This is a genomic window from Lacrimispora indolis DSM 755 (assembly GCF_000526995.1).
Classification (GTDB): domain Bacteria; phylum Bacillota; class Clostridia; order Lachnospirales; family Lachnospiraceae; genus Lacrimispora; species Lacrimispora indolis.
In genome coordinates, this window is the sequence record NZ_AZUI01000001.1 from 4,803,764 (window position 1) to 4,822,152 (window position 18,389).

An 18,389-nucleotide genomic window follows, 5' to 3' on the forward strand; every position below is an offset into this window, starting at 1 on the left:
CAGCAGTTTATTTCATTTTATCATACTATACGCACATTCCAGCAGTATAACTGCCAGGATGATATTGATGATACGGAAATATATTAAATATACTCTCTGAATCATTATTCCCAGACCGATCCATGTGACGGTTGCAATAACTCCTATTGTGGCTATGATTAATTCAAATCCTAAAAGCACAGGAAAAGAAGTACTGTATGCTGTTATATATCCGGTCATAGCCGTGATGCCCAGCATGTAAATTTTTACATTGACGAACTGCAGCATAAAGCCTTTTAAAAAAGAGGCTGATTTTTCTGTTTCACCTTCGCTGGCTTTACTCATTGCAATATGAATTGCCAGCCACAGAATGTATGCAGCACCAACGTATTTCATAATTCCCAGAATATTTGGCAGCAGTGAGCTGACACCATGAATGAAAACTGCACAAATCGTCTGCACTGAATAATATCCGGTAAAAATTCCAAAGAACAGTGACTTCCCTTTTTTCCAGCCATAGTTTGTAACCGTATTAAGAGCCAGGATATTTCCCGGGCCCGGCGTGAAAGCATTGATAAGCACATAAATGAAAAAATTAACTAAAACATAGCTCTGCATAATAATACATCCTTTTCATTTTTCGTTAAGAATACCATGAGAGGATGTATGATAGCTAATTCTTATTTTTTATGCTATTCCATAGCCTGAGACTATGTTTATTTTCCTTTATATTTTCTTAATGCCCCAATATATATTTGCCCTAACTCGGATAATTCCTGATTCTCATTCAGTATATAGCCGATACACATACGCTCATCTTCATCCAATGGAATCGCAATAATCATATCGCCTTGCAAATACCTGGGGAAAATACCGCTTGAAATCGTATAGCCATCCAAACCAATCATCAGATTTACGACTGTCGCACGGTCGTTGACTTTTATACTTTTTTCCGATGGCACCGTGCTGTATAATTCCTCAGAAAAATAAGCGGATTCGTAATTTCCCTGAATAAAATTCAATCGAGGATATTTCCTTAAGTCTTCCAATTTCACAGAAGCCCTATGAGCTAATGGGTGCTCTGCCCGCAGGAAAACATGGGGCCTGACAGTAAACAATTCAAAGAAGCGAAGTTTATTATCTTCCAGTTCTTTTCTGATGACGATTTCATTGCTGTCACTGATATAAATGATCCCTAAATCACTAAAACGGTTTTTTACATCTTCAAGAATCTGATGAGTTTGTGTTTCATTTAATATAAACTCAAATCGCTCCTGTCCAAACTGTCTGACCATCTCAACAAAGGCATTGGCTGTAAATGTATAGTGCTGTGTGGAGACACAAAACCTTTGTTTTTTCGGAAGATTTGTAATAAATTTGTCTTCCAGCAAATCCATCTGCTGAATCACCTGGCGGACATATCCAATAAACTCCATGCCCTCATTTGTTAAAGCAATCCCAGCCCTGCTTCTTGTGAAAATCGAGAATTTTACTTCCTTTTCCACTTCCTTGATTGCATTTGATAAACTGGGCTGGGAAATAAAAAGCTGCCTGGCTGCTTCTGTAATGGACCCTGTTTCTGCGACCGTAATGATATATTTCAGATTTTGTAAAGTCATTGCATCACCTTTTTCGTCTTTCCTGTTTTTATAGGTATGGCATGGATTCGACTGATCCTTGCTGCAATTTGGACAAACTACAGCCGCATTTTTGAGACAATAATCAAAAACAAGGAATGAGAGACATTTCGCTAATGTATTTATACGATCTATTATGCCATAAATTGTTGGAAAAGAAAATTATTTTATGCCTTATAGAAATGGGGAGACATTTTCCGTACTCTGATAATGTTCAGAAAGAAAAGGTTTTAGACGGTAGTAAATGGGCAGAGAAGCACCTGACAGGCAGCGAAGCGGATTGCGAATATCCGCTTGACGAATCACTTTATTATAGGTCTATTAAATTCAAGTAATTATTAATTGAATTCAAGTAAAAATAAGACTAGTATAAAACCACAAACAAAATAAATGGGCAAAAATTGTAAAAAAATAAAAGACAAAGGGGGGAGAAAAACATGCATATATCACAACAAGAGGCAAGAACAATGCGGACCTGTAAGGAGTTACAGCTTGAATTAGATAAAAGAAAAATTCAAGTAAATTCAAGTAAAATAAAGTTTGCGCTCAAGCACGAAAAAAAAGACATTTATAATATTACTTCTCCGTTTGCGTCAGATGGAAAAGTATGGATTGCGGGGAGAGTGGAGGCAAGAGACAATGAATACTCCAGAATCGGTTTCTTTGAAGAAAGGGATGGTGAGTGGGTAGAAGCGGAAACGGAACCCATCCTTCTCCAGGACCCATTTGTAACAAGAATCAGCGGAGAGCTGATTCTTGGAGGTGTGGAAATCTTTGATGATGAAGAGAATCCGGGACGTCTGAATTACAGGACCGTATTTTACAAGGGTAACGGGATATGGAATATGGTGCGGTTTGCCGCCGGTCCAGACCGGATGAAGGATATCCGTCTTTGCGAAATGGAGGATGGAAAAATTCTGGTGTTTACAAGGCCTCAGGGAGTAAAAGGCGGCCGTGGAAAAATAGGCTGGTGTTTGATTGATGGATTAGAGGAACTGACCCCGGAGAAATTAAACCAGTCTGTTCTCATGGAAGACCAGTTCATACTTAAGGAATGGGGAGGGGCAAACCAGCTTCACCGCATATCCGGAAAAAAAATAGGAGTGCTTTCTCATATTGCACGGTTTGATGAAGAAGGAAACCGGCACTACTATGCGACTGCCTTCTGTTTTGATCCGGAAACCGGGGAGTATGGCCCAATGAAAATGATCGCCCAGCGAAAACATTTCCAGCCGGGACCGAGTAAGCGGCCGGACCTGGAGGACGTTATTTTTTCAGGGGGCTTGTTAAGACTTGGAAATGGAAAGGCGGAGTTGTACTGCGGAGTTGGGGATGCCGAAGGTCAGAAAGCTATGATTGATGATCCATTTGACGAATATGAAAATAAATAGGAGGAGAAAAAGATATGAAGAAAAGAACGGTGGCAATTGTAACAACAGCAGTGGTGGCGGCAACGATCCTGGCTGGATGCGGAAAATCAGGCGGAAATGGGGCGGCGGCAAATGGAAGCAGCTTAAATCGAGGGATTGTGGTGGACTTCTGGACGGCTCCCCAGCAGGTTCAGTATAACTTCTGGGAATCCAAGGCTCAGGCGTTTAATGAAGCCGGAATTACAATAGACGGGAAAAAGGTGGAAGTCAAGGTTCAGCAGATGCCGGAATCTCCTTCCTCTGAAGCTGGGATTCAAAACGCCATTGCCACGGGAACCATACCTGCTGCTTCTGAGAATATCAACCGGGGATTTGCAGCAACCCTTGCTGCTTCCGGTGCAGTCTATGATTTGTCCGGGGAGGAATGGTTTAATGAAGTGATCGGGGCCAGGAAGATGGAAGAAACAATCACCAACTGGTCAATTGGAGGAAAACAGTATGTCCTTCCTGTGTATGTCAATCCGATGATATGGCAGTGGAATTTGAAGGCTCTTAAGGCCTTGGGATTTGAGGAGGCGCCAAAGACTGTGGACGAATTTACGGGAGTTATTAAGGAGTTTGCGGCACAGAGGGATACGACCATGAAAGAGATGGGAGTTACCCATTCCCTTTACCGTCCATCCTTAACCCGTCCGGATCAGTGGTGGGACAGATGGTATGATTTCCAGATGCCTTATGAGGCATTAACAGGCGGTAAGCCATGGGTTGAGGGCAATAAGCTGGTGCTTGACAAAGAGGGAGCTGTCCAGGCATTTGAGTTAATTGGTCTGTTCGGCAATTCCATTCAGTCCGGCGAAATTTCCAGTATCTGGACAGAAGCCAATCCTTCCGTACTGGTCACCATCAATGCGCCATGGGAAATTTCTCTTTACAGGGAAAATAACAAAGTTTACGGAGAAGATTACATTTATGGACAGGCGGTTGTGAAAAACGAAGGAGATATCCCTTATAATTTTGCTGATTCCAAGGGCCTGGTTTTCTATAATAATAAGAGCATCAGTGAAGAAGAACATAAGGGTGCGGTGGAGTTCGTGAAATGGGTTTACAACAAGGAGAATTCTGCCCAGACTGACTTAGACTGGCTGAATGCGACCACCATGCTTCCTGTCCGCGGCGATTTAAATGACAACGGGGCATTTGCAGATGTCATGAAAGAGTATCCGGAGCTTGCAGCCTTAGCAGAGGCAGTGCCATATTCCATCCCCAGCATTGCAACGGAAAAGGTAACTGATATTCAAACTGCGCTGACGGAAAGCGGAACATCACCATATATGAATGAGGTGATGAAAGCGGAACCGGGAAATGCGCCGGATGCCACTCCTTATGTGGAATCGGCTATGGAAGCGATGAAACAGGCCGGAGGCTTGGAATAACGGGACTTTTGGGGGACAGGACCTGTATTCTGTCCCCTTGTAAAAAAGGAGAATGGTTTTTATGAAGAGAAAGAGCATTACGGGCAGCAGGAAGAGCGGATTTATGGGGTGGCTGCTCAATGCCCCTTATCTGGTTTATTCCCTCATCTTTTTCCTGATTCCATTATTCTGGGCAGTCTGGCTTTCTGCTATGGACTGGAATCTGATGGCGGAGCAGAAGACGTTTGTGGGAATAAGAAATTTTACCAACCTTTTTTCAGATGCCCGGGTCAGGGCGGCATTTATCAATTCCTACCGCTATCTAGTACCCATCGTGCTCCTGTGTTTTTTCGGCGGTCTGATCATAGCGCTTCTGGTATCCAACCTTCCGGAAAGGGTCAAGGGCCTGGTTGCGGTGCTGTTTTTCATTCCCTATCTGACGTCGGGAGTTGCTACCAGCGTGGTTGTAAAGTATTTCTTTAACTATAATTCTGCATTTAACGTATTTTTGAGGGAGCATTTTGATCTCACCGTAAACTGGCTGACGGATCAGAAGGTTGCGTTTGCCGTTATGGTCGGAATCGTGGTATGGAAAATGTCGGGCTATTACGCCTTATTCATCCTTTCTGGAATCGAGAATGTGGGAGATGATGTGACAGAAGCGGCAATGCTGGATGGTTCTACAGGGCTTCACAAGCTTATCCATATTACACTTCCCATGATTATGCCTACGCTGACCACGGTTATTGTACTGGCTACCGGCCTGGCATTCGGAGTTTTCACGGAACCCTACCTGCTGACAGGAGGAGGTCCAAACATGACTACAACAACCTGGCAGCTGGAAATCTACAACACATCCTTTACCAGATTCCAGTCCGGCTATGGTGCAGCTATGGCGATCGCTAGCGCGGTGCAGATTTTTATAACTCTGAGAATTATCAATGGAGTCACAGACCGGTTGAACAGGAGGTTTGGCTGGTAAGACCATGCTGGGTAATGCAGCATGGATCCCGCGCAGGCGGCTGTAATACAGCCTGCTTATAACAAGGAGGAGATAAGATGGGAAGAAAAAAGAAATTCGGCGTAAAAACCTGTATCATAACAGCGGTCACTCTGGCGCTGCTGGCAATATCTTTGTTTCCTTACTATTATATGGTGATCCAGTCATTTACTGCCTGGGACCAGGTTGATAAGGTGATGGCTCCTCATGGATTTACACTTAGGAGCTATGAATACCTGATCGGAAAAGGAGGGGCTACGAATTCCATGATGTGGGTGAGAGCACTGGTCAATTCATTTCTGGTGGCATTTCCCACTGCCATTATTTCGGTTATCATCGGCCTGTGCAACGGATATTCCGTGTGTAAGCTGAAATTTAGAGGAGACCGGCTCATCATGGATTCTCTTTTGTTCCAGATGTTTTTCCCGACCATCATCCTCCTGGTTCCCAGATATATGATTGCAAAACCCCTGGCGAATACGTATGGAGGCATGATCATTCCAATGTGCATCTCCATCTGGGCTATTTTTATGTATATCAACTACTTTAAGACGCTTCCAGATGAAATATTTGAAGCAGCGAAGATTGATGGTGCCGGAGAATTGCGGATTATCTTCCGCGTCGCATTTCCGGTGACAAAGTCAGTAACGACCATCGTATTTTTATCCATCTTCATGCAGAGATGGTCGGAACTGATGTGGGATATGCTGATCGCGCCGAATATTCAAATGCAGACGTTAAACGTGCTGATTTCCACACAGTTCAAACCCATGGGTGCTTTCCCAGGACCTATGTATGCGGCATCCGTGATTCTCACTCTGCCCATCATCATTCTGTTCTTGTGTTTTTCTAAATATTTTAAAGAGGGAATCAGCTTTATGCTTAAATAAGATAATTTGAAAAATCAGTAAGGATATTCAAATGGCTTTGGTTTTTAAAATACGGGAATGGAAAGCATTAAAAAGCAAGGCTTAAAATTTCTGTGAATCTATTAAGAAAAATAGGAGAAATAACATGCTGGAAGTAAAAAGATGTGCCGAAAATCCGCTTCTTTTCCCGGAAATGGTAAAGCCCAGCCGGGAAGATTTCAAGGTAGAGGGGGTATTCAACTGTGGGGTTGCAAAATATGAGGATGAGGTGATCCTACTGTGCAGAGTGGCGGAATCCGTTAGGGGAGCAGGAGAGGACGAGGCTCTTGTTCCTGTTGTTGAGGAGGTTCAGGGAAAGGATGAGATCGCTGTGATTCATATCAGCAAGGCGGAGCACCCGGAGCTGGATTTTACGGATTCCAGGACCATTAACAAGATGACAAAGCAGGGAAAGCGAACGGTATACTTAACCTCGCTGTCCCATCTGCGGGTGGCTAGGTCAAAGGATGGCATTCATTTCGCTATCGATGATGTTCCGTTTGCATTCCCCAGCTCTGAGGAAGAAAGCTGGGGAATGGAAGATCCAAGAATTACGCAGATCGGAGAGACTTATTACATCAATTATACTTCCGTAACGAAAAACGGTGCCGCCACTTCACTGATCAGTACAAAAGACTTTAAAGAATACCGGCGGCATGGGATAATCTTTGCACCTGAGAATAAGGATGTCACGATTTTTCCTGAAAAAATAAACGGAATGTACATGGCATTCAACCGCCCGGTTCCAAACGGGATCGGCAACCCGGAGATGTGGCTGGCAGAATCGCCGGATCTGATCCATTGGGGCCGTCAAAAGCATTTCTGCGGAATTTCCCATGGGGGCGGTTGGGATAATGGCCGGATTGGGGGAGGTGCGGTCCCTTTTAAGACAGAAATGGGCTGGGTGAAAATTTACCACGCCGCCGACAGAAATAACCGTTACTGCCTGGGGGCATTCCTTTTGGATCTAAATGATCCTACTAAGGTCCTGGCGAAAACTGAGGAGCCTATTCTGGAGCCTGAGGCCATTTATGAGACAGATGGATTCTTTGGAAACGTGGTCTTTACCTGTGGCTGCTTTGTGGAGAATGGAATCGTCTCCCTTTACTATGGCGCTGCTGATGATAAGATATGCCGGGCAGATTTTTCCGTAAGCGGTCTGTTGGCCGAGATGAAAGCGCTTTAAACGAGAAAGGTGGATTGTAATATGAAGAAGCGGGTTACCATGAAGGAAATAGCGGAAAAACTGAATCTTTCCATCAATGCCGTTTCCCTCGCACTAAACGACCGGGCCGGCGTCAGTGAAGAGACGAGGAGGCTGGTTTTGAATGCTGCTGAAGAGACAGGATATTTAGACCAGAGTGCAAAATATACAGCCTCCTATTCAAATAAAAATATCTGCATCCTTCTGGAAGACCGTTTCTTTAAAGATATGCAGTTTTACGGAAGAATTCTTTTGGGACTGGAAGAGGCGGCAAAAAAGGCCGGGTATGACTTGTTCATCAATTCCTTTGAAAAAAATCATGAAATACCGGCCTGTGTGGAGCAGCACAAGGTTTCCGGGCTGATTGTGGTAGGAAAGATCGACGAAGAGTACTTAAGAAGGCTGAAGAGCTATGCCATACCAGTTCTTTTGCTGGATCATGAGTCCGTGGAAACGCCTACTGACTGCGTAATGACCAACAATGCGGCAGGAGCCTATAAGCTGACGAAATACCTGCTGGATAAGGGCTTTAGGAAAATCGGTTTTTTCGGCGATTTAAAATATACGCCAAGCATAAGGGAACGTTTTTGGGGTTATCAGGAGGCCATGCAGCAGCATCTGGATTTTCCTTCTTTTGAAGAGGGGATTTCCTATATCAGAAGGCATTCTGTTCTGAGCAAGGTGGAGGACGCGGTCATCAATCAGGATGCGGCAAGTCTGGCGGCATTTTATCAGACCCTTGAGGAACAGCCGGATGCGCTGATTTGTTCCAACGATAAAATGGCTATTCTCATGTGCAAGGCCTTGTCCCAATGCGGCTTAAAGGTCCCGGATGATATCAGCATTGTGGGCTTTGATGATATTGAACTAAGCAATATGGTGGCTCCCCGCATTACCACAATGAGGGTGGATAAAGTGCTGATGGGGAAGAAGGCCATGGAATGCCTGTTAAAATGCATGGAAAAACCAAAGGAAAAGGTGGAAAAGCTGGTATTGGATGTCCAGCTGATCGAAAGAGATTCTGTGAGGGAGTTAAAATAAATGGTTCAGTGGTGGAGACATACTGTTTTTTATGAGATTTATATGATGTCCTTCTGTGATGGCAACAAGGATGGAGTGGGCGACATTCCGGGAATCCTCTCGAAGCTGCCATATTTAAAAAACTGGGAGTGGGCGGAATAAGGCTCACTCCTTTTTATCCCTCTCCCAAAGTGGATAACGGATATGACGTTTCAGATTACTGCGATGTGGACCCGGATTACGGGACAATCGAGGATTTTAAACGGCTGGTGAAGGAGGCTCATAAGCTTGGGATCAAGGTGATAGCCGATATGGGTGGAGGGAAGAGAGCCCAACAACTGGGAATCCTTTTTTGGAGGGAGCGCATGGGAGTATGACCGAAACTCCGGGCAGTATTATTATCATTCTTTTGCCAGGGAGCAGGCGGACCTAAACTGGAAAAATCCCCAGGTAAAGAAGGCTATATACAAGGTTCTTGACTTCTGGCTGGAAAAAGGAATCGATGGGTTTCGGTTTGACGTCATCAACAATCTGTCAGTTTCTGAAACAATGGAGGACAATCCTAGGGAAGTCAATGGTGAGCAGATCCATGTAAACGATGTGAATCAGCCTGGCATATATGAAAGGAATGGTCATATTAATGATAATACAGAAATTAGAGGACGGCTGGAAGCTCAGAGACTGTTCTTCCGGAGTGTGTTTTGATACAAAAGTGCCTGGAACCGTTTTCGGGACCTGGCTGGAATGTGGAGCGATGGAAGATCCATACTGGAGGGACCGGGAGGATCAGGCGCTTGCCATGATGGAGGCGGATTATGAATACAGCCTTACCGTAACCCTGGAAAAGGAGGTCGCAAAGTGTGAAACAATCTGGCTTCGGTTTGAGGGAATCGATACGCTGGCAGATATCTGGCTGAACGGGCTTTATTTGGGACAGGCGGACAATATGCACCGGATCTGGCAATATCCGGTAAAGCAGCTGGTGAAGGCGGAAAATAAAATCCGGGTTCTGATTCACTCGCCCCTTCCTTTTATCCGAAAGGCGTATGAGGAAGATCCGTATGATGGGGCTCCGGAATCCATGAAGGGTTTCCCGTTTCTGAGGAAAGCTCACTGTTCTTTTGGCTGGGACTGGGGGCCCAGGCTTCCTGATGCGGGCCTGTTCCGGAATGTGGCATTGATCGGTGCAAAAAGGGCGGTGATCAATGGCGCACACATCAGACAGTCACACGGGGAGGAGGCTGTGGTGCTTTCCATATATCCGGAGATTGAAACCTTTTGCAAAGAATGCGTGTACTCTTGGGATGTGAGAGTTATGGATCCGGAAGGAACGCTTACGGAGTATCCGGATTCTCCGAAAACAGTGACGATTCCCCAGCCAAAGCTGTGGTGGCCCAACGGATATGGGGAACAGCCTCTCTATCTTGTGGAGCTGGTTTTAAAGGAGGGGAATGAAATCCTGGATGAGTGGAGCAGAAAAATCGGCCTCAGAACCATAAAAATGAACACGGATAAAGACGAATACGGAAGACGGTTTGCTCATGAGGTCAACGGAGTGGAGATCTTTGCCATGGGAGCCGATTATATTCCGGAAGATTGTATCAGAGGAAGAGTCAGCCGGGTACGGACAAAAAAACTGCTGGAACATTGCCGGGAATGCAATTTTAACGTTATCCGCGTATGGGGAGGAGGATATTATCCCGATGACTTTTTTTATGACCTTTGTGACGAACTGGGGCTTGTGGTCTGGCAGGATTTTATGTTTGCCTGCGCAATCTATCCTCTTACACCGGAATTTGAAGAGAATGTGAAAGCCGAAATCCGGGACAATGTAAAACGGATCCGCCATCATCCCTGCCTTGGGCTGTGGTGCGGAAATAATGAGATGGAGATGTTTATTTCCGCCAATCAGTGGATCAGAAAGCCCGTTCAGAAGACGGAATACTTAATTATGAATGAGAGGATTATACCGGAACTTTTAAAGCAGTATGATCCGGATACCTTTTACTGGCCCTCCAGTCCGTCATCCGGCGGTGATTTTGATATTCCCAATGATCCGGACCGCGGGGACGTGCATTACTGGGAGGTATGGCACGGAGGGGTACCTTTTACTGAATACCGGAAATTTTATTTCCGCTATCTTTCGGAGTTTGGCTTTCAGTCGTTTCCTTCCCTAAAAACAATTGAAAGCTTTACGGAGGCTGAGGATAGAAACATATTTTCCTATGTAATGGAAAAGCATCAGAGAAATAATGGGGCCAATGGAAAAATCCTTCAATATATGAGCCAGATGTACCGGTATCCGGAGTCATTTTCACACATTGTTTATGTTTCCCAGCTTCTACAGGCAGAGGCCATCCGGTATGGAGTGGAGCATTTCAGACGGAACCGCGGCAGATGTATGGGCTGTGTATACTGGCAGTTAAACGATTGCTGGCCAGCCGCTTCCTGGTCTTCCATTGATTACGGCGGAAGGTGGAAGGCGCTGCACTATTTCGCCAGGCGCTTTTTTGCACCGGTCCTGCTTTCCTGCGAGGAAGAAGGGGCCTTAACAGGGTCAATGGATGTGAACGAAGAAAACCGGACAATTCGAAATACTGCCCGTTTTTATGTAACAAACGAAACCAGAGTACCGTTTCAGGGGGCTGTTTGCTGGAGTCTGAGAAGTTCCCGGTCCGATGTGCTTAAACAGGGAAAGTTTGAGACCCGCATCGCTCCTTTGTCAGTAGAAAAACTCCCATTGCTGGATTTCTCGGAAATGGACGGAAGGGAATGCTATCTGTCTTACAGCCTGTATCAGGAGGAGGTATTGGTTTCCCATGGTTTCAGCCTGTTCGTGCCGCCCAAGCATTTTGTGTTTTGTAACCCAAAACTGAAAGTTTGGACGGAAGGAGACGAGATTTTTGTAAAAGCTGAGGCGTATGCAAAGGGAGTTGAGATTGGAAACAGAGCCGGTGATCTGCTCCTTTCTGATAATTATTTTGATATGGATTCCGGTATAAAAAAGGTACGGATTGCAGACGGCGGACCGGAGGGGCTGTATGCAAGGAGCATCTATGAGATAGGGAGAAGCAGTGATGAGTGATTACAGGAAGGAATATCAGAAATGGTGCAGGGATGAATACTTCGATGCTGAGACGAGAAAAGAGCTCCTGGGCCTCAACGATGAGGAAGAGATCAGAGACCGTTTTTACCGGGAGCTGGAGTTTGGAACAGGCGGTTTAAGAGGCGTAATGGGAGCAGGATTAAACCGGATGAACTGCTATACCGTGAGAAAAGCCACCCAGGGGCTCGCCAATTATATGAAGCGGCAGGAAGGTGAGAAAAAAGCGGTAATCGCTTATGATTCCCGCCATAATTCCGGAGAGTTTGCCATGGAAGCAGCTCTGTGTCTCTGTGCCAACGGAATCCAGGTGTTTCTGTTTGATGATCTGCGTCCAACGCCGGAACTGTCTTTTGCCGTCAGAGAACTGGGCTGTATGGCAGGAATCGTGGTGACGGCCAGCCATAACCCTTCGGAATATAATGGCTATAAGGTCTATTGGTCGGATGGGGCACAGATCACATGGCCGAAAGATATGGAGATTCTCCAGGAGGTGAGGGCGGTAACCGACTTTTCCTGCGTTAAGAGCATGTGCAGAGAAAAGGCCCAATGCGAAGGACTGCTCCGATTCATTGGTGAGGAGATGGAGACCTGTTACATAAACGCTCTGAAAGTTCTGGTGCAGGAGCCGGAAGTTTTAAAAAAAGGTGCACCGGATTTAAAAATTGTATATACCCCCCTCCATGGAACGGGAAACGTGCCGGTAAAGAGAATTCTAAAAGAGCTTGGATTTGAAAAAGTATATGTTGTGGAGAAACAGGAACAGCCGGACGGCAATTTTCCTACGGTCAATTCTCCTAATCCGGAGGATGAAAAGGCATTTGTCATGGCACTTGCATTGGCAAGGAAAGTGGATGCTGACCTGGTGCTGGCAACTGATCCCGATGCGGACCGTTTAGGCGTGTATGCGAAGGAGGGAAAAACCGGTGACTACATGGCATTTACCGGTAATATGTCCGGAATGATTATCTGTGAATACCTTTTGAGCCGCAGGAAGGAAAAACGCACACTGCCCCAAAACGGTGCTGTTGTAACGACCATTGTTTCCGGAAAAATGGCAAAAGCCGCCTGCCGTGAATATGGGGTAACGCTTATTGAGACACTGACCGGTTTCAAATACATCGGAGAACAGATAAGACTTTTTGAAGAACAGGGAACCTATGAGTATCTCTTTGGATTTGAAGAAAGTTATGGCTGCCTCATTGGCACTAATTCCCGGGATAAGGACGCGGTATCCGCTGTCATGACCCTATGCGAGGCGGCAGTTTATTATAGAAGTCAGGGGCTGACCCTATGGGATCAAATGGAGACCCTTTATAAGAAATACGGATGTTACAGAGAAAGTCTCCATACCATTGTAAAGGCAGGGCCAGAGGGATCGGAGGAAATTACCGGCCTGTTGGAAGAGCTGAGACGTAATCCATTCAAATCAGTGGGAGGATTTGGAACAGTGGAATTTTACGACTACAGGGAGGATTGGAAAATCAGACTGAAGGATGGAACAAGAGCGCGGACAGGACTTCCGCGGTCCGATGTCCTGTATTACCTGTTGGAAGAGGACAACTGGATCTGTATCAGACCCTCAGGCACAGAACCCAAGGTCAAGATTTATATAGGGACCCGGGCAGAGACGCTGGGGGAGGCAGAAGATCGGCTTTCTGCTATTTGGAACGATGTGGAAGGCAGGCTCGCTGCAGAATTTGTTTGAATGGCGGGCCGTGAAAGATGAAGAGGAAAAGCGGCATTTTACGAAAAACTCGGCAGCGGTTGTTTTTACAGCCGCTGCCTGAACCATTTATGCTGTTTTGCCTGAAAAATGGATGTTATAAATATCAGCATAAATGCCGTTTTTGGATATCAGTTCATTGTGAGTGCCGGTTTCTGCGATGTCGCCGTTTTGCATTACCACAATGCTGTCGGCATGATAAATAGTTGACAGGCGATGGGCCACCACGAAGCTGGTACGTCCTTTGAGCAATTGCCACATGGCCTTTTGTATGACCATTTCAGTCCGGCTGTCCACGTTGGAAGTGGCTTCATCAAGGAGGATAATTTCCGGATCAGCAACAAAGGCGCGGGCAATGGTGATAAGCTGCTTTTGTCCCTGTGATATATTGTCTGCACCTCCATAGCGGAAGCTCACCTGTTCACAGGAAAGGGAGGAACAGCCATCTGTTGTTTCTGATTCAGGGGCGTCCATAATGCTTAAATTGGTATCCAGAATCTCATAAACACGCTTTGCCGATACCTGGCCGCGGGGGAGTGTGAGGATGACATTGGTCAGCAGTCCAAAACCTATCAGGATTTGCATGGAATAGTTAATGGCCGCTATGATCGCGCCCACCTCCAAATTTCCGGAGGCCCCACGGCTTCCGCCGATCCACAGGATGGCTAAGGTGGCCATATTCAGGATCAAGGTGATCAAAGGTACAAAAATGCTCATAATGGTGCCTGCCGTGACAGCGGTCTGGGTATAAGCACGATTGATTTCCCCATACTTTCTGCAGTCTTCCTCTTCCTTGGCAAATGCGCGGATCACACGAACTCCGGTCAAGCCCTGCAAAGGGTAAAGATCAGCATAAGGCCGCCCTGCCTCCAGATATAGCCGATGTCTCCAGCTGCGATGCCCTTGTCAACAATGCCTGCCGTGAGATAAGGGAGATACAGGGCGCTTCCCGTTTGTATAAGCAGGAACATAATGGCCAGTATGGTTTTTACAGGAGGCAGCCGTTTCAAAATTCTAAGCATTGGCAGCCCCTTCTTTTTGATCGAACATGGTACGGATGAGATGGTTTATTCCATAAATGAAAAGTATAATAAAAGACATAATAACTCCTTTCTGCCTGAAAAAAGGCGCAAAAAAATAAAGGCGCTGCCAAATGGCTTTTGGAAAGACAGCGCCAATGCTGTTATTGCTGGGTATCATTATTTATTCTTCGTCATCGTGGGGAGTTTTGGGCGGAGGAGGCGTCGGCCTGCCAAAGAAATTTGGTCCGTGTCCGTTGAGTCTTGGATCATTGCAGCCTGGTTCAAAATGTCCGGCGCCATGAGAATCTCCCGGCCTTCTGTTCTGCCAGCCATGATAGTCTTCTCTGCGGCCAAACGGGTGCCGGCCGCCATGCATAAACATTGTCTCAAACCGTTCATTTCCCATCCTCTCACGGGCAGAGCGAAGCCATTCCAGCCTTTCGCTGTCCTCATCATCCCCAAGCTGGGCTTCAAGTGCCGCGATGACGCGGTCGAGATACTCACCGAATAAGGTTTGTTCCTCCTCGCTGAGGCAGTTGAAAATATCTCCAAAATCCGAGCGGGGCTGCTGCTCATTTTTTCCTTTTTCCGTGAGCTGTACCAGCATGACGCGTCTGTCAGCTTCTGAAGGAGTGCGGGTGATATAACCGCCTTTCTCCAGCTTGTTAAGAAGCTCATTAAGGGATTGTATCCGAATCCCCAGCAGATAAGACAAGTCTTTTGTGCTGATTTCCGATTGCATTTTGAGCATTGCCAAAACCCTGCCTTGCCCCCGGGTTGGATCGGCCATGGGGCCGTGCTGTGCATGTTGCTGTAAATGGTGACGCTGTAAAAGCCATTGAAGCCTTGAGAGCTTTTCGTAAAGCTCTGTAAAATTATCTTCCATCATAATAACTACCTCCTAAATTTGAAAGTTAATCAGGTACCTTAAATACATTGTAATGGTACCTGATGAAAATGTCAAGAAAATTTTTGAAAGGTACCTGTTTATTCTTTGCTTCTTATGCCGGAGTATTTTCAATCAATAAATTTCAATATAAAGTAAGAGGGAAGAAGCAAATTCTCTAAAAGTCCGGATAAGCCGGGAGTCAGGAACATGGAAAGGTGGAAAGACATACCTGGAGCGTGACAGGCAAAAGGAGGAAGAATAAAGAATAAGGATATAGGCGGGGTGGAGACAAAGGAAATCAGCTTATAAAAAATCCTGCAGGTAAAAGAGTTGAATGTTTATCAAAGGAGGGTGAGAAATTAAGAAGCTTCTATTAATAATAAGGTCAAAAAATCAGAGAGAGTTTTCTTATGAGATGTGATCATTTCCAAGACGCAGCAGAAAGTGGTAAAAGAAAATCTTTGGATACAGATTAAGGTCAGGGACCTGATGCTGGGTTATATGAGCCAATGAATATTAAAATATAAAAATATATTGTATTTTCAGAAAAATTATGGTATGATAACCTGTGTTTGACTATAGGAGGTGGAAACGTGATCAGGATTATTTTATCAATCATATTTGTTATCATATGTGTTGCTTTATCAGCAATAATTCTTTTACAGGAAGGAAAGAGTCAGGGCCTGGGTTCTATCGGCGGTATGGCAGATACCTACTGGGGCAAAAATAAAGGCCGTTCCATGGAAGGAAAGCTGGAGAAATTCACAAAATACGGAGCAGTCCTGTTTTTTATTCTGGCACTGGTACTGAATCTGAATATACTGTAAGGACAAAACACTCTTGTATGGTAACAAGGGTGTTTTTTTCACATTATGGGAAGATTTTGTAATACCTCCCGGTAAAGTGCGGATAATAAAGAAAAGAATAAAAGATTAATAGATAAAAATGATATTTAAGAGAGGAAGACAATGACAGAAGAACAATTAATGCAGCGGAAAGCCATGCTTCTCCAGCTGTTTGAAGACCCTGCCTATGTGCCTATGAAATTAAAGGAGCTGGCTATGCTTTTTGATATTCCCAAGGATCAAAGGGAAGATTTAAAAGAGGTACTGGATACACTTTTGGCAGAAGGAAAGATCGGTATATCACAAAAAGGAAAATACGGAAAACCGGACTTAGGTTCCATTGCCGGAATATTTTTTGGACATTCCAAGGGCTTTGGTTTTGTTACGGTGGAAGGACTGGATCAGGATATTTATATTCCGGAAGATAAAACAGGCGGCGCCCTTCACGGGGATACGGTGCTGGTATCCGCCGAATCAAAGCCAGGAAACGGAAAAAGGGCGGAAGGCCATGTTGTCAAGGTGCTGGAGCATGCCAATGGGCAGATCATAGGGTATTATCAGAAAAATAAGAATTTTGGTTTTGTTATCCCGGATAACCAGAAAATTTCAAAGGATGTATTCATTCCACAGGGCAAGGATATGGGTGCCATGACCGGCCACAAGGTGGTGGTTAAAGTTACTGATTTCGGAGGGGCAGAACGGAAGCCGGAAGGGATTATAACGGAGATTCTTGGACATGTTAACGATCCGGGTACGGATATTCTTTCCATTGTAAGGGCATACGGGCTTCCGGAGGAATTTCCAGACAGTGTGATGAAACAGGTTGCAGCAGTTCCGGATGCAATTAGCGGAAAAGATATGCAGGGACGTCTGGATCTTAGAAGTTTGCAGACAGTTACCATTGATGGAGAAGATGCAAAGGATCTTGACGATGCCATCACCATATCAAAAAAGGATGGAATCTATACTTTAGGCGTTCATATCGCGGATGTTACCAATTATGTGACGGAAAACAGCCCTTTGGATGAGGAAGCCTTAAGGAGAGGGACCAGTGTATATCTGGTGGATCGGGTAATCCCCATGCTGCCTCATAAGCTGTCAAACGGAATCTGCTCCCTGAATCAAGGGGAAGACCGTCTGGCTTTAAGCTGCATCATGGACATTGATGGAAACGGCAACGTAATGGGACATAGAATTGCAGAGACCGTCATAAACGTAGACCGGAGAATGACCTATACGGCAGTGAATGCCATTGTGACCGATCATTATGAGGCAGTGATGAAAGAATATGAGGAATTTATTCCCATGTTTGAGCAGATGAAGGAACTGGCCGGTATTCTGCGGGAAAAGAGGAAAAAGAGAGGTTCCATTGATTTTGACTTCCCGGAGACAAAGGTGATTCTTGATGAGCGGGGAAAGCCATTGGAGATTAAGCCTTATGAAAGAAATGCAGCGACTAAAATCATCGAGGATTTTATGCTCATGGCAAATGAAACAGTTGCAGAGGATTATTTCTGGCAGGAGATCCCTTTTCTTTACCGGACCCATGACAACCCGGATCCGGAAAAGATGAAGAGTCTTGCCACGCTGATCAACAATTTTGGATATTCCATCCGTTTCCACAATGGAGAAGTTTATCCCAAGGAAGTCCAGAAGCTCCTAGCCAATGCGGAGGATACGCCGGAGGAAGCCCTGATCAGCCGTCTGGCCCTGCGTTCCATGAAGCAGGCCAAATATACGGTGGCAAATACCGGCCATTTTGGTCTGGCTGCCAAATATTATACTCACTTTACTTCGCCCATCAGAAGGTATCCGGACTTGCAGATCCACCGGATTATAAAAGAGAACTTAAGGGCAGGTTTAACGGAAAAGAGGATCAGCCATTACGATAAGATACTTCAGCAGGTGTCTGTCCAGTCCTCTGTCACAGAGCGGAGAGCCGATGAAGCGGAGCGGGAGACCATTAAGCTTAAAAAGTGTGAATATATGGAAAGGCATATTGGAGAAGAGTTTGACGGAGTGATCTCTGGAGTGACAAACTGGGGGCTTTATGTGGAACTTCCCAATACTGTGGAAGGATTGATTCATGTGAATCAGCTTCAGGATGATTATTATCGTTTTGATGAAGAGCATTATGAGCTGGTAGGTGAAATGACCAGGAAAACCTATAAACTTGGTCAGCCTATCCGGGTTATAGTGGCGGGTACGGATAAGCTTTTGCGTACCATCGACTTTATTCCGGCGAAGGATTTTGAAGAGGAATAACAGGAGGAT

15 protein-coding genes and 3 pseudogenes are annotated in these 18,389 nt (G+C 45.4%); 12 read left to right on the forward strand and 6 right to left on the reverse strand.

The genetic code is table 11. From position 1 onward, the window contains the following. Positions 1-12: 12 nt before the first annotated feature. A complete protein-coding gene (locus tag K401_RS0123360; protein WP_024295212.1) occupies positions 13-597 on the reverse strand; it encodes a LysE family transporter in 585 nt (194 codons plus the stop codon). A 98-nt stretch (positions 598-695) separates the two neighbouring features. Continuing rightward, the gene (locus K401_RS0123365; protein ID WP_024295213.1) at positions 696-1,598 is read right to left on the reverse strand and encodes a LysR family transcriptional regulator; all 903 of its coding nucleotides are present in this window, start codon (positions 1,596-1,598) and stop codon (positions 696-698) included. Positions 1,599-2,083: 485 nt separating this feature from the next. Here K401_RS0123365 and K401_RS0123375 point away from each other — a divergent pair, with 485 nt between their 5' ends. The 10 genes and pseudogenes from K401_RS0123375 to K401_RS0123420 all read left to right on the forward strand — a co-directional run bounded on the left by K401_RS0123375 (position 2,084) and on the right by K401_RS0123420 (position 13,341). Next, positions 2,084-3,007, forward strand: coding sequence for a DUF1861 family protein (locus K401_RS0123375; RefSeq protein ID WP_029700983.1), 924 nt, complete (start codon positions 2,084-2,086; stop codon positions 3,005-3,007). 14 nt (positions 3,008-3,021) lie between these two features. After that, positions 3,022-4,419 carry an ABC transporter substrate-binding protein gene (locus K401_RS0123380; RefSeq protein ID WP_024295216.1) on the forward strand — a complete coding sequence of 466 codons (1,398 nt, stop codon included), beginning with the start codon at positions 3,022-3,024 and terminating at the stop codon, positions 4,417-4,419. Positions 4,420-4,480: 61 nt separating this feature from the next. After that, a complete protein-coding gene (locus K401_RS0123385) occupies positions 4,481-5,380 on the forward strand; it encodes a carbohydrate ABC transporter permease (RefSeq protein WP_024295217.1) in 900 nt (299 codons plus the stop codon). 77 nt (positions 5,381-5,457) lie between these two features. Then, positions 5,458-6,288, forward strand: a complete 831-nt coding sequence (locus tag K401_RS0123390; RefSeq protein WP_024295218.1) for a carbohydrate ABC transporter permease — start codon at positions 5,458-5,460, stop codon at positions 6,286-6,288. A 124-nt stretch (positions 6,289-6,412) separates the two neighbouring features. Then, positions 6,413-7,492, forward strand: a complete 1,080-nt coding sequence (locus K401_RS0123395) for a glycoside hydrolase family 130 protein (RefSeq protein WP_024295219.1) — start codon at positions 6,413-6,415, stop codon at positions 7,490-7,492. A 21-nt stretch (positions 7,493-7,513) separates the two neighbouring features. Then, positions 7,514-8,551, forward strand: coding sequence for a LacI family DNA-binding transcriptional regulator (locus K401_RS0123400; RefSeq protein ID WP_027352338.1), 1,038 nt, complete (start codon positions 7,514-7,516; stop codon positions 8,549-8,551). Positions 8,552-8,596: 45 nt separating this feature from the next. Further along, a pseudogene (locus K401_RS34345) lies at positions 8,597-8,907 on the forward strand (alpha-amylase family glycosyl hydrolase). After that, complete coding sequence (locus K401_RS33705) at positions 8,846-9,235, forward strand: alpha-amylase family glycosyl hydrolase (RefSeq protein WP_024295221.1); 390 nt, start codon at positions 8,846-8,848, stop codon at positions 9,233-9,235. Before K401_RS34345 ends, K401_RS33705 begins: the two are co-directional and overlap by 62 nt. Beyond that, positions 9,171-11,615 (forward strand): beta-mannosidase, encoded by a 2,445-nt coding sequence (locus K401_RS0123415; protein ID WP_024295222.1) that lies wholly within the window; start codon positions 9,171-9,173, stop codon positions 11,613-11,615. The genes K401_RS33705 and K401_RS0123415 overlap by 65 nt, the downstream gene beginning before the upstream one ends. After that, entirely contained in the window at positions 11,608-13,341 is a 1,734-nt protein-coding gene (locus tag K401_RS0123420) for a phospho-sugar mutase (RefSeq protein ID WP_024295223.1), read from the forward strand. The genes K401_RS0123415 and K401_RS0123420 overlap by 8 nt, the downstream gene beginning before the upstream one ends. Positions 13,342-13,428: 87 nt before the next feature. Here the strand turns inward: K401_RS0123420 and K401_RS34350 are convergent. The 4 genes and pseudogenes from K401_RS34350 to K401_RS0123440 form a co-directional block, all read right to left on the reverse strand. Continuing rightward, positions 13,429-13,755 (reverse strand): annotated as a pseudogene (locus K401_RS34350) (ATP-binding cassette domain-containing protein); the annotation flags it as partial. 240 nt (positions 13,756-13,995) lie between these two features. Continuing rightward, a pseudogene (locus K401_RS34355) lies at positions 13,996-14,172 on the reverse strand (hypothetical protein); the annotation flags it as partial. Between the two features lie 11 nt (positions 14,173-14,183). Further along, on the reverse strand, positions 14,184-14,381 hold the full coding sequence (locus K401_RS0123430; protein WP_024295225.1) for a hypothetical protein: 198 nt from the start codon (positions 14,379-14,381) through the stop codon (positions 14,184-14,186). 181 nt (positions 14,382-14,562) lie between these two features. Next, positions 14,563-15,270, reverse strand: coding sequence for a MarR family winged helix-turn-helix transcriptional regulator (locus K401_RS0123440; protein ID WP_051464081.1), 708 nt, complete (start codon positions 15,268-15,270; stop codon positions 14,563-14,565). Between the two features lie 593 nt (positions 15,271-15,863). Between K401_RS0123440 and secG the strand changes: the two genes are divergently transcribed. Both secG and rnr read left to right on the forward strand, forming a co-directional pair. Further along, the gene (gene secG / locus K401_RS0123445) at positions 15,864-16,097 is read left to right on the forward strand and encodes a preprotein translocase subunit SecG (protein ID WP_013272878.1); all 234 of its coding nucleotides are present in this window, start codon (positions 15,864-15,866) and stop codon (positions 16,095-16,097) included. Positions 16,098-16,271: 174 nt separating this feature from the next. Then, positions 16,272-18,380, forward strand: a complete 2,109-nt coding sequence (rnr, locus tag K401_RS0123450) for a ribonuclease R (protein WP_029700984.1) — start codon at positions 16,272-16,274, stop codon at positions 18,378-18,380. Positions 18,381-18,389 lie beyond the last annotated feature (9 nt).